Origin of the sequence: Flavobacterium fluvii, assembly GCF_900129545.1 — a bacterium.
Lineage (GTDB): Bacteria > Bacteroidota > Bacteroidia > Flavobacteriales > Flavobacteriaceae > Flavobacterium > Flavobacterium fluvii.
Window position 1 is genome coordinate 111,923 of record NZ_FQWB01000006.1, and the last position, 15,785, is coordinate 127,707.

A 15,785-nucleotide genomic window follows, 5' to 3' on the forward strand; every position below is an offset into this window, starting at 1 on the left:
TTTTTATGGTTTAACATTATTTATAATATGTTGGTGATTATTCACTAATATTTTTCTTCCACAAATTTATGCCATTCCGTTTCAAATTCCTTTTCTGTAACTCCAAGCACTTTTTCGAAATTACAATAGGATTTTATAAATTCCGGCAGTTTGTCTTTTCCATATTTTGATACAAAATACTCCACTATGGTATAACCCACATTGTAAATTTGGTTGCTGTTGTTTAATTCTTTCAAAGTAGGTTTGTTCTTCATTCCGTAATTTACACTTGAGTTGTTTACTATGCCTGCTTCATAATCGCAAACCGCTTCCCAAAACCATTGAGGATAGTTTTTTTTAAATTCTTTCTCAAAATTTTCATCAAAATCAGATGCTTTTTCATTGTGGGATTTCGAGAGTGCCTCTTGTATTAGAATATTGAGTTGAACGCAATGCGTAAATTCGTGAACAGCCACTTTTTCCATTTTCTGTGGAAAAATGCTGTTGTACCAAGTTTCATATTTTAAATGGAATGCCAAAGGGCCACGGCTGGTTCCATTTGCATTACTGTTTGGCAAACCGGTCGCGTCGTTAAATTCATTTTGATTTGGATGAATATAAACAGTAATTTTTTCGTGTTTTGGGTCGTTTAAATCGGTTCTAATTCTTTCATAATTCAATTCGAGAACTTTGGAAATAGCTACGGCTTCACTTTCGAGAATTCCGTTATAATGAACCACAAAATTTGTTGCATTTATTATTTTGGTTTCGTTTTCAACCCTGATTTTTCTGATTAGAAAGGACATTAAAAACAATATTGCTAAACTTCCAATGGAAAGAAAAATAACTTGGACTATTTTTTTAAGTTTTTTCATTGGTGCGTTGGCAACTATTTTAGTTTGTTTTCACTTTTGGAATTTCAATTTTCATGACTTTATTGATGGTTTCCATTCTGGTTTTAGTTACAAAATTAAGAAAATTATCCAAGCCTGCTTTTTCAGAAATTTATTTTATTCCGCCTAAAATTAATCCTACAATTTTATTTTAACAACTGCTGTGTCAATTCTGATTTTTCAAGGGATATATTGACCCTGTTGGGGAAGAAGGTCTTGTTAAATTAAATGCAAAAAATTGAAAAAGAGAATATTACAAAATTAATTCTCTTCTTTTTCGTTTAAAGAAATAAGCTTTCTTACAGCAAATAAATTTAAAAATCGTACCTTTTACATTACTTTTAAAACTAATCCCCAAGACTATGGATTTGAGTAAATACAATCTAAAACGCAATTTCAATTCGACCAAGGAACCTGAAGGCGTTATCAAAAAATCAAAAAACGAGTTGATTTTTGTAGTACAAAAGCATGCAGCCTCCCATTTGCATTACGATTTTCGGATTGAAATGGACGGCGTATTGAAAAGTTGGGCCATCCCAAAAGGGCCGTCGATGCATTCAGAAGAGAAGAGATTGGCTATAATGGTGGAAGACCATCCTTATGCTTACAAGGATTTTGAAGGCACTATTCCCGAAGGAAATTATGGCGCAGGGAACGTTATCGTTTGGGATAAAGGAACTTATGCTTTGTCTAATCAACGAAACGGCACTACCGTTGAAAACCAATATAAAGAAGATATTCGAAACGGAAAACTGGATTTTATCCTGGACGGCAAGAAATTGAAAGGCGAATTTGCCTTGGTTCGATTACATGTCAACCAGAAAAATGCTTGGCTTTTGATAAAAAAGGATGACGAATATGCGACTGATTCGGATGTTTTGCTCAAAGACAAATCTGTTCTTTCCGATATGACTTTGGACGAATTGGAGTAAAACTTTCAATGAAAAAATAAGGCAATTATAATTTCAAGGGCAATCAATATAATAACCACCCATTCCAATCGAGCGCTTTCTCGAACGTTTAGCACATCGGTAAAAAGGGTCAGGTTGTTTTCGACAATTTGAAGTCGATAGTCCAAATCCTTGAAACGGGGATTGATGTCAAAATTGGCTTTGAGGTGGCGATTCAACAAGTTTAGTTCTTCATTGTCCCAAACCAAATTGGGATCGTCCAAAATGTATAAATTATCGACAATACTGTTTTTGACGTTCAATACCTTGCCAATGTATTTCAGCAAATTTGTTTTGGAAATACTCAGTTTTCCATGATTTTCCAGTTCCTGGATATAATGTTTGGAAGAGGTGATGAGTTCGTCCGTCAAAACCTCGTAATGCTCCAATGCCACTGATTGCCCGATGTTGAGCATCACGATTCGCAACAGGGAAGAGTCGATTTGCGCAACGGTAACATAATCATTTTTGACCAAAACCTTGTTTAGTCTTTCGTCCGTGATGATTCTGTATTCTTCGGATAAATCCAAATCGACAATTTTAGTGGCGTAACTTTTCATAAATTGAATGCATTCACTTTTGGCTATTGCATCATAATTGGCAAAAACCACCACGCCGTAATCAAAGACATACAAATAGCGGTTATTCTCCGTCAATGCATAAAACACTTCGGAAGTGGAGCCCGAAAATACTTCGGCACGAAACTCGGCACGGAATTTCTTGATGTTGAAGGATTCGGCAATTTGGACAGCTTCGATTCTGATTTCCATGACAAACTGTTTATACAAATTTACAGAAAAAATGCCTTACAAAAACATTGTTTTAGGCATTAAAAAACCGAGACGGGAGTCTCGGTTTTTGATTGAAATTCATTTTAGAGTACTATTAATACAACATTTTGGTCAAAACCGATGGAGATGAAGCCGATTTTGGCAACAATCCCAGAAGTGCCGTATATTGCTCTGGTTTAATTATTTTTTTCATTTTGGCAGGAAATAAATCCCTGATGGCCGTCATTTTCGATGCATAGCCCGCTTTATCTGAAACGGCTGTCGGTAAAATGTTTTTCTTTTTGTTCAGCAATTCGTTTACCAATGAATTGACTAACGGTTTTTGGGATTCTGACAATTTAAGTTTTGGCGAAAGCAACCCCATCACTTGATTTGCAATACCGGCAACATCAAAAGAATTTGTTGCTGCACTTGCTGCTTTGCTGGCTGTTGAATTTGCAGACTTGGTAAGGTCTCCAATACTTTGTGCGTTCGAAAACGAAAATACGCCAAACAGCATTGACATAATAAGAAGTTTCTTTTTCATAGATATATCATTAAAGGTTTAGTTTGTAAATTATTATAAATATATTAAAATTTTCAATCCGCATACATTAAGAAATCAAAAAAAAAATCCTTGGATAAAAAAAAGGATTATTACGCCTCCAAACTGTATTTTTTTCCTATTTTTAAACGACAATTCAAGAAACCCATTTATGACTTTCGACAGAAGAAATCTCAGCAACGACCAATTATTGGATTTATACAAAAGTTTGCTGTTGCCCCGATTAATCGAAGAAAAGATGTTGATTCTCATTCGTCAAGGAAAGGTGTCCAAATGGTTTTCCGGAATTGGACAGGAAGCCATTTCCGTAGGGGTCACGGCGGTTTTGGATTCCGATGAATACATTTTGCCGATGCATCGAAACTTGGGCGTTTTTACAGGCAGAAACATTCCTTTATACCGACTTTTTTCGCAATGGCAAGGCAAGGCCAATGGTTTTACCAAAGGTCGTGATCGCAGTTTCCATTTTGGCACGCAACACTACAAGATTATCGGAATGATTTCTCATTTAGGGCCGCAATTAGGTATTGCCGACGGCATAGCTTTGGCAAACAAACTGAAACAAAACGGAAAAATTACGGCAGTATTTACCGGCGAAGGAGCCACGAGTGAAGGCGATTTTCACGAAGCCCTGAATATTGCCGCCGTTTGGGAATTGCCTGTGATGTTCATCATCGAAAACAATGGTTACGGCCTTTCGACTCCCACCAACGAGCAATTTCGCTGTGAAAATCTGGTGGATAAAGGCATTGGTTATGGAATGGAAAGCCATATTCTGGATGGAAACAATATTTTGGAAATCTATAACAAATTGTCGGAATTGAAAGTTTCGATGGTGGAGAATCCCCGTCCTGTTTTACTGGAATTCAAAACCTTTAGGATGCGGGGACACGAAGAGGCGAGCGGTACCAAGTATGTTCCGCAGGAGTTGATGGAATTGTGGGCAAAGAAAGATCCCGTGGAAAATTACAGAAACTATTTAAAAAAAAACAGAATTCTTACCGAGGATTTTGATGCCTTTTTGCATGCCGAAATCAAGGAAGAAATCGACAAAGATTGGGCCATTGCCAATGCCGAATCTGAAATTGAATCTACTTATGAAGAAGAATTAAATGATGTTTATAAAACATTTGAATTTCAAGAAGTTAAATATTCAAAAGAAGTTAAAAACATTCGGTTTATAGATGCTATTTCCAGCAGTTTGAGACAATCGATGGAGCGTCATGAAAACTTGGTCATCATGGGGCAGGACATTGCAGAATATGGTGGCGCTTTCAAAATTACCGATGGATTTGTCGAGCAGTTTGGCAAAGAACGGGTTCGGAACACGCCCATCTGCGAAAGTGCGGTGGTTTCGGCCGGAATGGGTTTGTCCATCAATGGATACAAAGCCATTGTCGAAATGCAGTTTGCCGATTTTGTTTCCACGGGATTCAATCCCATCGTGAATTTATTGGCCAAATCGCATTTTCGTTGGCAGGAAAAAGCCGATGTCGTGGTTCGAATGCCTTGCGGTGCCGGTACACAGGCAGGGCCTTTTCATTCGCAAACCAATGAAGCCTGGTTTACCAAAACTCCGGGCTTGAAAGTGGTTTATCCCGCTTTTCCATTCGATGCCAAAGGTTTGTTGAACGAGTCCATCAACGACCCGAATCCGGTTTTGTTTTTTGAGCATAAACAATTGTACCGCAGTATTTATCAAGATGTCCCAACCGATTATTACACGATTCCGTTGGGCAAAGCCGCCTTGTTGAAAGAAGGAAACCAAGTCACCATTATCGCTTATGGTGCAGCCGTGCATTGGGCATTGGAAACCTTGTCCGAACATCCTGGAATATCGGCCGATGTATTGGATTTGAGGACCTTGCAGCCTTTGGATACGGATTCCATTTATGCTTCTGTCAAGAAAACGGGGAGAGTTATTATTTATCAAGAAGACTCCTTGTTTGGTGGAATTGCCAGTGATATTTCGGCCTTGATCATGGAAAATTGTTTTCACTATCTTGATGCTCCCGTAAAACGCGTGGCGAGTCTCGACAGTCCCATTCCGTTTACAAAAGCCTTGGAAGACCAATATTTGCCGAAAGGAAGGTTTGAAAAGGAGTTGTTGAAATTGTTACAATATTAACATATTGTTATTTCATAAAAGAATGTTATTTTTATGGCATAAATTATTTAACCAAACTAAATATGAAAAAATTAATTTTACCCATTTTGTTGCTTGTCTTTCTTTCTTCTTGCAATAAAAGCCAAAAAACCGCCGAAGGGGGAGACGACAACAAGAAATTTGATCTGTACAAGGATCATTTCATAAACTCTTTTTGGGAATTGAATCCCGATTGGGCTGCAAGCTTGGGGAATCATAAATTGGATAGCGTCCTTGTTGTTCCTGATTCCAATTTTATCAAAAAATCACTGGATTTCGCTAACGCCAATTTGGATTCGTTGAAAAATTATGGTTTGGAAAATCTTTCGGACAACAACAAAACAGATTTCCAAATGATTAAAAACCAATTGGAAAGCACGGTTTACTCCGCCAATGAAATGAAATCTTATGAATGGAATCCCGCAGAATACAATGTTTGTGGGGCTTTTGCCGAAATTCTCAATGGAAATTATGATTCGATAGACAATAGATTGCGAAATTTCGACTTGAAAATGAAGAACATTCCGGCCTATTATGAAGCTGCGAAAAAGAACATCAAAAATCCAACCTTGGAACATACGCAATTGGCCATTGAGCAGAATTTGGGTGGTCTTTCCGTTTTTGAAACCGACTTGGTTGCGGCCTTGGCCAAAAGTAAATTGTCGGAAACCGAGAAAAAATCGATTTTGGAAAAATCAAAATTGGCTGTTTCCACGATTAAATCGTACGCCGATTGGTTGAAAAAATTAGACAACAAAACACCGCGTTCTTTCCGTTTGGGAGCAGAATTGTATGCCAAAAAATTCAATTTCGACATTCAATCCGCTTACACTGCAGATGAAATGTATGAAAAAGCAGTGGCGCACAAGAAAGAATTGCATAATGACATGTTTGTTCTTGCCGATAAATTATGGTCTAAATACATGGGTTCGGCTCCAAAACCAACCGATAAATTGGAACTTATCAAACAAGTAATCGACAAAGTTTCGTTGCAGCACACCACGCCAGAAAAATTTCAATCGGAAATAGAGAAACAAATTCCGGAATTGACCGCTTTTGTAAAAGCCAAAGATTTGCTTTATATCGATCCGTCGAAACCGCTTGTTGTCCGCAAAGAGCCTGCATATATGGCCGGCGTTGCAGGTGCATCCATTTCGGCCGCAGGACCGTATGACAAGAATGGCAATACTTACTATAATGTGGGCAGCATGCAAGGCTGGACTGCCGAAAGAGCCGAAAGCTATTTGAGGGAATACAATGATTACATCTTGCAAATTTTGAACATTCACGAAGCCGTTCCCGGGCATTATACGCAATTGGTGTACAGCAACCAGTCGCCAAGCATCATAAAATCTGTTTTTGGAAATGGAGCGATGGTAGAAGGTTGGGCGGTTTATGCAGAAAGAATGATGCTGGAAAGCGGTTATAAAAATTCGGATGAAATGTGGTTGATGTATTATAAATTTCATTTGAGAGCCACTTGCAATACCATTTTGGACATCAGTGTCCACACCAGAAACATGTCAAAAGAGGACGCAATTAAATTGATGACCAGAGAAGGATTCCAGCAACAAGCCGAAGCTGACGGGAAGTGGAAACGTGCTACCTTGAGCCAAGTGCAATTGTGTTCGTATTACACGGGTTTCAACGAAATCTATGAATTGAGGGAATTATTGAAGAAAAAGGAGGGAGATAAATTTAATTTGAAAGCCTTCCACGAAAAATTCTTGAGCTATGGCAGTGCGCCAGTCAAATACATCAAGGAATTGATGTTGGCGAAAGACTAAATCAAAATATAGGCTTAAAAATTACCGCAAATTCGCAAATTTGCGGTATTTTTTTTGCGGTTCAAATAGAATGGTCGTTGCCTTTGGCCTTGTTTGGGAAATCAGTTTTAATCTTTGAAATCTGTGGCAAAAAAAAGTATGATGCACTTTGTGGCCTGTCATAATCCAGATGAAGTAAAGCCCTTTTTTTTGAACTTTTGGAATACCCTTAAAATAAATACGCCACGACTTTCGATAGAAAAAATCTTAGCGACAACCAATTATTGGATTTGTACAAAAAGTTGCTATTGCCAAGGTTGATCGAAGAAAAGATGTTGATTCTCATCCGACAAGGGAAAGTGTCCAAATGGTTTTCCGGAATTGGTCAGGAAGACATTTATGCTTCTGTAATGAAAACCGGCAGAGCGATTATTTTGCAGGAAGACTCTCTTTTTTGGGGAATTGCCAGCGATATTTCGGCCTTGATTATGGAAAATTGTTTCCCGCATCTCGATGCACCGGTAAGACGCGTGGCGAGCCTGGACAGTCCGATTCCGTTTACCAAGACTTTGGAAGAACAGTATTTACCGAAAGGAAGGTTTGAAAATGAATTGTTGGAGCTGTTGAAGTATTAGAATAAAATAAAATTTTAATTTCGTTCTATATAATTAATACTACTAATTATATGAAATTACTTGCTTTTGATCCCGTTCTGATTCTCAGGACGGGATTTTCATTTTAAAAGTAATAACTTACAAATAAACTTAGTTGTTGTTAAATAACTAATAAAATTACCGTTAATCGTTAAAAAAAAACATTTTAGTAAGTAATTTTGTTAAAAAAAAATATCAAATTATTGAGTGTGATATCTGAAATTGGAAAGACTTCGCTGAATAGTATTGGTATTATTTAATATGTATAAAAGTTCTAATTTTTAAAATTATGAATAGATTATATTTAAATATGGCTAGAGATGTTTATTGGTCATCACTATTACAAAATACGTTCGCTATTAGTGTCAATTGGTTTTGTCTTGTTTTGTTGTTTTTCGTGAATTTTTCGTTTGGACAAACCGTGGTAGCCAACGATTGTTTAGCACCAACAATCATAACGCAACCCGTCATTCCGGCTACAACTTGTTCCGGAACAGGAACGCAAACCCTTTCAGTAGTCGCCACGGGTACTGGTTTAACTTATTCCTGGCGAAAAAATGGTGTTGTCGTGTCAAACGGTGGTGTCATCAACGGACAAGGGACAACAACACTAACTTTGACAAATCCAGTTGTTACTGATGCTGGAAGTTATAATGTTGTAGTTAGCGGTAGCTGTAGTCCAGCTGTAACATCAAACGCAGTGACGGTATCGGTAAATTCCATTTCAGTGGCACCAACAGGAATAACAGGAACGACAACTATTTGTAATGGAAGTTCCATTACACTTACTTTGAGCGGAGGTTCGAAAGGAACGGTGGCAACTGCCCAATGGTTTTCAGGTTCTTGTGGAGGGACAGCTGTTGGGACAGGAGACAATATAACAGTTTCACCAACATCCACAACAACTTATTATGTCCGATATAGTGGTGTATGCAGTACCACGGCCTGTGCTTCGACAACTGTTACCGTAACGCCGGCAACAGTAGCAGGAACCTTGACATCCCCAAAGACTAATGTCTGTTCAGGGGCTAATTATACGAATCTTAATTTAAGTGGTTACACCGGAAGCATACTAAGATGGGAATCTTCAATAGATAATTTTACTACTGTAAATTCTATATCCAATACTAATAGTGATTATGGCGCAAGTAATCTCACTGCTGATACTTCTTATCGTGTTGTTGTGCAAAATGGAAGCTGTAATGTATTGTATTCCAATGTTGTTAAAATCGCAGTAAGTGGCGCTATGCCTGCTCCGGGAGGAATTTCTTTGAATGGTGGTACGACTTACCCTGTTTCTGGAGGAGGCACAAATTATTGTGCCTCGACTTCGGCAACATTTAGTATTGCTTCAGTACCAAATGCAACGAACTATATTTGGGTCATTCCAAATGGATGGTCAGTAATTAGTGGACAAGGCACGACAACTTTGACTGTTGTAACCGGGAATACTTCACAAAGTGCCAATATTGAAGTGTATGCCAATAATTCTGGATGTGGTGATACAAACCGCAGTTATTTGTGGTTGCAATTAACCAATACTCCCAATGCACCAACAGGTTCATCATCCCAATCCTTTTGTTCTGCTTCGTTTCCCACCGTGGCTAATCTGGCGGCAACGGGAACAGGAATAAAATGGTATGCAACATACAGCGGAGGCAGCGCTTTGGCCACCACTACCGCATTGGTAAACGGAGCCCATTATTATGCAAGCCAAACCATAAACGGTTGTGGAGAGAGTGCTTCAAGACTAGACGTAACTGCCACACTAAATACAAATTTATCGGCAGTTTCCGTAACGCCAAATGGAGCACAAATAATTTGTATTGGTTCTTCTGGAAGTGCTTTGACATCTAGTCCAACTAATGGCGGAGTAATTGTTAGCCGTCAATGGGGGAAACGTTCCGTTTCGGGTGGAACGATTACGCCAATATCGGGGGAAACTACGGCAAACTATACACCAACAGGAGCAGGATTGACAGCAGGCACTTGGTATGTAGTCTGTACTTCTACACCCACTTGTGGAAGCCCAATGACATCAAATGAAGTGATGATAACGGTTAATGACAGGCCTGTTGCACCTACGGTAGGAACAACAACCCAGCCTAGTTGTACCACTCCAACAGGAAGTGTCTTTTTAAGTGGGTTGCCTGCTTCAGGAACTCTATTTCAAACGGGGACAGCGGCAACAAATTATCCAATTACGGGAACCACCATGACAATTTCAGGACTTGCGGCTGGAACCTATAATTTTTCGGCTTCAAATGGAAGCTGTACCTCATTGGCAACGGCAAATGTAGTGTTTAATCCCCTTGCTACTAACAAATGGGATGGCAACGCTTGGTCTAATGGAACTCCATCAGCAAGTCAAATATTGGTTTTTAATGGAAATTATCCTCCATCACCAAACCCCAATGTAGACATTACAGGTTGTTCTTGCACGATTTCAGCAGGAGCCAATGTTACCATAAAATTGGGCAGATCGTTATCCCTTACCAATGAAGTTGTCGTTTTAGGAACATTAACATTTGAAAATAGTGCCAGCTTAATACAGAAGAATGGTGAGGCGGTAAATACGGGGTCTATTATCTACAAGAGAACAACTCCTTCGCTGATAGAAACTGATTATACCTATTGGTCATCTCCAGTGGCCAATCAAACCTTGGATATATCTCCAGATTATGCCTATGGAACTTTTTATTCCTATGATTCTTCTGTGGATAATTGGGCTGATGTAAATATTTCGACCACAATGTCCATCGGCAAAGGCTACATTATTCGAGGGCAAAGATCCGATAACGATGCCTACAATATCACTGCTACTTTTAAGGGTGTTCCAAATAACGGAACCAAAACCCTGTCCATTAACCCTACAAATTCGGCGGTACTTCTAGGAAATCCTTTTCCATCAGCCTTGGATGCAGAAGCTTTTTTGGATTATAATGCAGCCGTTTTAGATGGGACAATTTATTTTTGGACCCATAAAACTGCCATTCAAGCAGCTTCGAACATTCCAGGAAAGGCAGGTTCTGGAGTTTTCGCCTATACATCAGATGATTATGCTTCTTATAATGCCGTGGGAGGCGTTAGTGTTGGAAACGGAACGGCTTCGCCAAGCGGAAGTGTCGTGCCTTCAGGAAAAATAGGAGCTGGACAAGGTTTTTTTGGAACAATCAAGGCGGCAGGAACTATCACGTTCAATAACAACATGCGTTTGAATTCTGACGGATCCTTAATGGACAACATCCAGTTTTTCAGTGCAAAACCCACTAAGGAAAAGCACCGTATTTGGTTGAATTTAAGCAATACGGAAGGTGCATTCAAGCAAGTTTTAATTGGTTACGTGACCGATGCAACAAATAACTACGAACGTCGTTTCGATGGACAAAGTTTTGATGCCAATGAATATGTAGATTTTTACAGCATCAGTCAAGACAAGAATTTAGTAATTCAAGGACGCGCCTTGCCGTTTGATGAAAACGACGAAGTGCCGTTGGGTTTCAAAACCGTAATTACTGGAGAATTCACCATAAACATTGATCAAACCGACGGGTTATTGGCCAATCAACCCGTATTTCTCGAAGATAAATTGACCAATACAATAGTTGACTTAAAGAGTGGGAACTATACCTTCTCTACAACTGAAGGAACTTTTGACGATCGTTTTGTATTGCGATATGCAGGCAAAACTCTAGGAACAACCGACACTGAAATGCTAAAAAACAGCATTGTTGTTTCGGTCAAAGACAAGCAAATCAATATAAATTCATTTGCCGAAAACATGGAAAAAGTGGTTGTTTATGACGAATCAGGCAAGGAGGTTTATCAAAGGGAAAAACTGAATACTAATGAGTTGGTAATTTCAAATTTGGTTTCGAGTCATCAAGTTTTAATTGTGAAAACAAGTTTGCAAAACGGTGAAATAGTTTCAAAAAAAGTAATTTATTGAAGCCAATTCCATTATAATTGTCCATTTTTTTGATGTTGAGCAAATGATTTATCGATTACTCAACTTGGCTTTTTCTTTTATGATGTCGCTTATTTTGCGGTTTTCGATTTTGCTTTCCAGCCACGAAATAATGTCTAAATAGAGGAAAGCCCTTTTTTCATAGGTGTTTTTTTCCAGTTCGACAAAACGTTCCTTCACTTTTATGAACTCCTTTTTGATATCGCTTGGGTAAATGGTGTTCAATCTTTTCAAAAAGCGGATGATTTCCTTTTGCACTTCATGCAAATCATTCATTTTGATCAAAAACTTGTAGGTGCTTATCAATTGGTTTTCCAAGTTGAAATCCTTGCCGGATTCATAATGGGCAATCAAGCACAATAATCGGGCAAAACAAGCCAAATCTTCCCGAACATACAGGTTTTTGTTGTTGATGATTTTTTCCAGATAGAATATGCATTCCGCATATTTTTCGACACCAAAATAAATACTGGCAATCTTGTAGTAAAACAACATCTCGTGATGCTCGTCCAGATGCTCGCTATGCAGCTTTATTTTTTCCAGAATTTCGGGAATCAGGTATTCACTTTCGGCAAAAGTACCTTCCAAAATGTGATAATTCAATTTGTTGTTGTACAAATACAGGAACGAAAGCGAAGAAATATTGTCGTTTACCGGAAACAAGGGATCGTTGATGGTCTCTTCGAGCATTTCCAGATATTTCTTGAAATTGGTCTTGTATTTCAACATGAACAGCGACTCCAACAAATAATGGTTTCCTTTCAAGAAAAAAACTGGATTGAGGTAAATCATGTTCCTGTTGTCATAAAAAAGAGTCACCCATTTGTGTGAATATTTATAACACGACAGAAAGTCCTGAACCAGGAAGCTACGCCATAAATAGGCATTATAGTACCAGTATCTTTCTCGGAATCCATACTTTTTCTCGTCAAATTTAGAGATGTGTTTCTTGAAATAATCGTCGATGTATTTGTATTCAGCATCACTTTTTACATAGCCGGTTTTCAGCATGATGCCATACAATTGGAGCGAAAGATTCGACAACTTGCTTGAAATGGTGTTCTTGTAATTTAATTCTTTGGCTTGAACGGCCAATTCATCGGCACGGCCTTGAATACTGCGGGTAATGTATTGGGATTCTATCAATTTTTCGAATTCCACAATCTCGTATGCCATGTACTTTTCATCATTTTCCAAGGCTTGTTGCTTGGTCTTGTCCAAGATTTTCAAACTTTGCTTGTACAAGCCTTTGTTGTACAAAATGGCGGCAAAATCAATTTGTTCCCTTAATTGGTAGCGAATGTTTTGGCTGGGAATATTCAAACGGATGCTTACCAATATTTGTTTGTACAAATACGATTTCAGGTTGGACAATTGCACTTTCTTGATGATGCCACTTTTCAAGATGGTTTTCTCATCATAGACTTCCGATTTGTCTAAAATATTGAATAATTCTATAAATTTTGTATTGGAACTTGTTTCGAGTCGGCTCGCAAAAATCTTGAATTGTCTTTTTTCAGATTTTGAAAGTGATTTTATCAGTACAAATAAAGAATCTTTTTGATGGTTAGCCATTGTAAAATATAGTAATGTAACTTGTTGTTTTTCAGTTCTTTAAAAAGTTTTTATTCTCTTTATAAACAGTATAATCTATAAAAATGAATTTTATATTAAAGTAATGAAATCTATTTTTGTTCGAAGATGTGAAATTACATTAAATATTTTAAAATGAATAGAGAGAAAGTCCAAATTTTTGATACCACCTTAAGAGATGGTGAACAAGTCCCAGGATGCAAATTAGATACCAATCAAAAACTCGTCATTGCAAATAGATTAGACGAAATGGGAGTCGATATCATTGAAGCCGGTTTTCCCGTTTCAAGTCCCGGAGATTTTTTGTCCGTTTCTGAAATAAGCAAAATTGTAAAAAATGCTACTGTTTGTGGTCTTACCAGAGCGGTAAAAAATGATATTGATGTGGCTGCAGCGGCTTTGAAGCACGCCAAGAAACCTCGTATTCATACTGGAATTGGAACATCAAATTCACACATCATACACAAACTGAACACCACGAGAGAAGATATTATTGCCAGGGCAAAATATGCCGTTTCTTATGCCAAATCTTTCGTTGAAGACGTAGAATTTTATGCGGAAGATGCCGGTAGAACCGACAATGATTTCTTGGCACAAGTTTGTGAAGAAGTAATAAAATCAGGTGCCACGGTACTTAACATTCCAGACACGACAGGTTATTGCTTGCCGGAAGAGTATGGTGCCAAAATAAAATACTTGAAAGAAAACGTAAAAGGAATCGAAAACGTGACTATTTCTTGTCATTGTCACAATGATTTGGGAATGGCTACCGCCAATTCGATTGCCGGTGCCATCAATGGAGCCAGACAAATAGAATGTACCATAAATGGAATTGGGGAAAGAGCAGGAAACACGGCATTGGAAGAAGTGGTGATGATTTTCAAGCAACATCCTTACTTGAATTTGGATACCAACATCAACACTCGCCAATTGAACGAAATGAGTCGTTTGGTTTCTGACAGTATGGGAATGATGGTGCAACCCAACAAAGCCATTGTTGGAGCAAACGCCTTTTCACACAGTTCTGGAATTCATCAAGATGGTGTCATCAAAAACAGGGAAACATACGAAATTATGGATCCTTTGGAAGTTGGAGTCAATGAGTCTTCCATTATTCTTACAGCAAGAAGTGGTAGGGCTGCATTGGCATACAGAGCCAAAAAAGTAGGTTACGAGTTGACCAAAGTACAATTGGACATTGTATATGTGGAGTTCTTGAAATTTGCAGACATTAAAAAAGAAGTTTTAGATACTGATATTCATCAAATTATTGAAGCTTGCAAAATAGGAAGTGACTTGATAAGAAGTTAGTTTAGGCCAATCAACGTTCATTATTAACATTGAACAAAAAAAGAAAATGAATTTAAAAATAGCAATACTTTCGGGAGATGGAATAGGTCCAGAGGTAACTTTGCAAGCAAAAAAAGCTTTGTATGCTATTGGCGTGGTTTATAATCACGAGTTTATTTTTGAAGATGCTTACATTGGTGCCATTGCCATCGAAAAAACCGGGAAACCGCTTCCAGACCAAACCTTGAATTTGTGTAGAAATACCGATTCGATTTTGTTTGGAGCCATTGGAGACCCAAAATATGACAATGATCCTAGTGCAAAAGTACGTCCTGAACAAGGCTTGCTTAAACTAAGAAAAGAATTGGGTTTGTATGCCAACATTAGACCCATAAAAGCTTATCCAAAATTAATGGGTTCGTCACCCATAAAGAAAGAGGTTCTGCAAGGAACTGATTTCGTTGTTTACAGGGAATTGAACGGGGGAATGTATTTTGGAGAAAAAAAAACCAACGAAGCTGGAACTTATGCTTCGGATTTGTGTGAATACAATGAAGACGAGATTGCCAAAATTGCACATTTAGCTTTCAAAGCCGCACAATCCAGACGCAAAAAAGTAACCTTGGTGGACAAAGCCAATGTTTTGGAAACTTCCCGTTTGTGGAGGAGAGTCGTTTCGGAAATTGCCAAAGAATATCCAGAGGTAACTTTAGAATGTTTGTATGTGGACAATGCGGCCATGCAAATTATAGTGAACCCAAGACAGTTTGACATTTTGCTGACCGATAATTTGTTCGGTGATATTTTGTCTGACGAAGCCAGCGTTATTTCGGGTTCCATCGGATTGATGTCTTCGGCATCCATAGGTGACACGCATTCGTTATTTGAACCGATTCACGGTTGCTATACCGAAGCAAAAGACAAGAATATTGCCAATCCAATAGCATCCATACTTTCGGTAGCCTTGTTGTTGGAACATTTTGGACTCACGCAAGAAGCAAAAAAAGTCATTGGAGCGGTAGAAAAAGCCATTCTCAGCAATGTCGTCACCGTGGATTTGAAAGTTGATTCCCAATTTGGCACCAATGAAGTAGGAGATTTTATCGCCAATTATATATTGAACGAGGGAGATGATTATTTCAAAAAAGATTTTGTTCAAATAGGACAATCTACAATAGTATAATTAAATACAAAAAAATAGGTTTCAAAATAA

At 38.2% G+C, this 15,785-nt stretch carries 11 protein-coding genes; 7 read left to right on the plus strand and 4 right to left on the minus strand.

Annotated features, from left to right (window positions below):
• Positions 1–44: 44 nt before the first annotated feature.
• Positions 45–785 (minus strand): hypothetical protein, encoded by a 741-nt coding sequence (locus BUC16_RS13650; RefSeq protein ID WP_141226162.1) that lies wholly within the window; start codon positions 783–785, stop codon positions 45–47.
• 449 nt (positions 786–1,234) lie between these two features.
• Between BUC16_RS13650 and BUC16_RS13655 the strand changes: the two genes are divergently transcribed.
• Positions 1,235–1,804 (plus strand): DNA polymerase ligase N-terminal domain-containing protein, encoded by a 570-nt coding sequence (locus tag BUC16_RS13655; protein WP_073371356.1) that lies wholly within the window; start codon positions 1,235–1,237, stop codon positions 1,802–1,804.
• Positions 1,805–1,809: 5 nt separating this feature from the next.
• Here BUC16_RS13655 and BUC16_RS13660 read toward each other — a convergent pair whose 3' ends face one another.
• Both BUC16_RS13660 and BUC16_RS13665 read right to left on the minus strand, forming a co-directional pair.
• A complete protein-coding gene (locus BUC16_RS13660; protein ID WP_084546242.1) occupies positions 1,810–2,592 on the minus strand; it encodes an RMD1 family protein in 783 nt (260 codons plus the stop codon).
• A gap of 115 nt (positions 2,593–2,707) precedes the next feature.
• Positions 2,708–3,139, minus strand: a complete 432-nt coding sequence (locus BUC16_RS13665) for a hypothetical protein (protein ID WP_073371357.1) — start codon at positions 3,137–3,139, stop codon at positions 2,708–2,710.
• A gap of 169 nt (positions 3,140–3,308) precedes the next feature.
• Here BUC16_RS13665 and BUC16_RS13670 point away from each other — a divergent pair, with 169 nt between their 5' ends.
• From BUC16_RS13670 to BUC16_RS17505, 4 genes are all read left to right on the plus strand, one after another.
• Complete coding sequence (locus BUC16_RS13670; RefSeq protein ID WP_073371358.1) at positions 3,309–5,285, plus strand: alpha-ketoacid dehydrogenase subunit alpha/beta; 1,977 nt, start codon at positions 3,309–3,311, stop codon at positions 5,283–5,285.
• A gap of 62 nt (positions 5,286–5,347) precedes the next feature.
• Entirely contained in the window at positions 5,348–7,090 is a 1,743-nt protein-coding gene (locus tag BUC16_RS13675; protein WP_073371359.1) for a DUF885 domain-containing protein, read from the plus strand.
• A gap of 263 nt (positions 7,091–7,353) precedes the next feature.
• Entirely contained in the window at positions 7,354–7,704 is a 351-nt protein-coding gene (locus BUC16_RS13680) for a transketolase C-terminal domain-containing protein (protein WP_396181127.1), read from the plus strand.
• A 307-nt stretch (positions 7,705–8,011) separates the two neighbouring features.
• Positions 8,012–11,671 carry a RemA C-terminal-like gliding motility protein gene (locus BUC16_RS17505; RefSeq protein WP_141226163.1) on the plus strand — a complete coding sequence of 1,220 codons (3,660 nt, stop codon included), beginning with the start codon at positions 8,012–8,014 and terminating at the stop codon, positions 11,669–11,671.
• A gap of 48 nt (positions 11,672–11,719) precedes the next feature.
• On the opposite strand, the gene BUC16_RS13690 is transcribed toward BUC16_RS17505, so the two are convergent.
• The gene (locus BUC16_RS13690) at positions 11,720–13,264 is read right to left on the minus strand and encodes a hypothetical protein (RefSeq protein ID WP_073371361.1); all 1,545 of its coding nucleotides are present in this window, start codon (positions 13,262–13,264) and stop codon (positions 11,720–11,722) included.
• A gap of 153 nt (positions 13,265–13,417) precedes the next feature.
• Between BUC16_RS13690 and BUC16_RS13695 the strand changes: the two genes are divergently transcribed.
• Positions 13,418–14,593 carry a 2-isopropylmalate synthase gene (locus BUC16_RS13695; protein WP_073371362.1) on the plus strand — a complete coding sequence of 392 codons (1,176 nt, stop codon included), beginning with the start codon at positions 13,418–13,420 and terminating at the stop codon, positions 14,591–14,593.
• A gap of 46 nt (positions 14,594–14,639) precedes the next feature.
• The gene (gene leuB / locus BUC16_RS13700; protein ID WP_073371363.1) at positions 14,640–15,755 is read left to right on the plus strand and encodes a 3-isopropylmalate dehydrogenase; all 1,116 of its coding nucleotides are present in this window, start codon (positions 14,640–14,642) and stop codon (positions 15,753–15,755) included.
• The last annotated feature ends 30 nt before the right edge of the window (positions 15,756–15,785 follow it).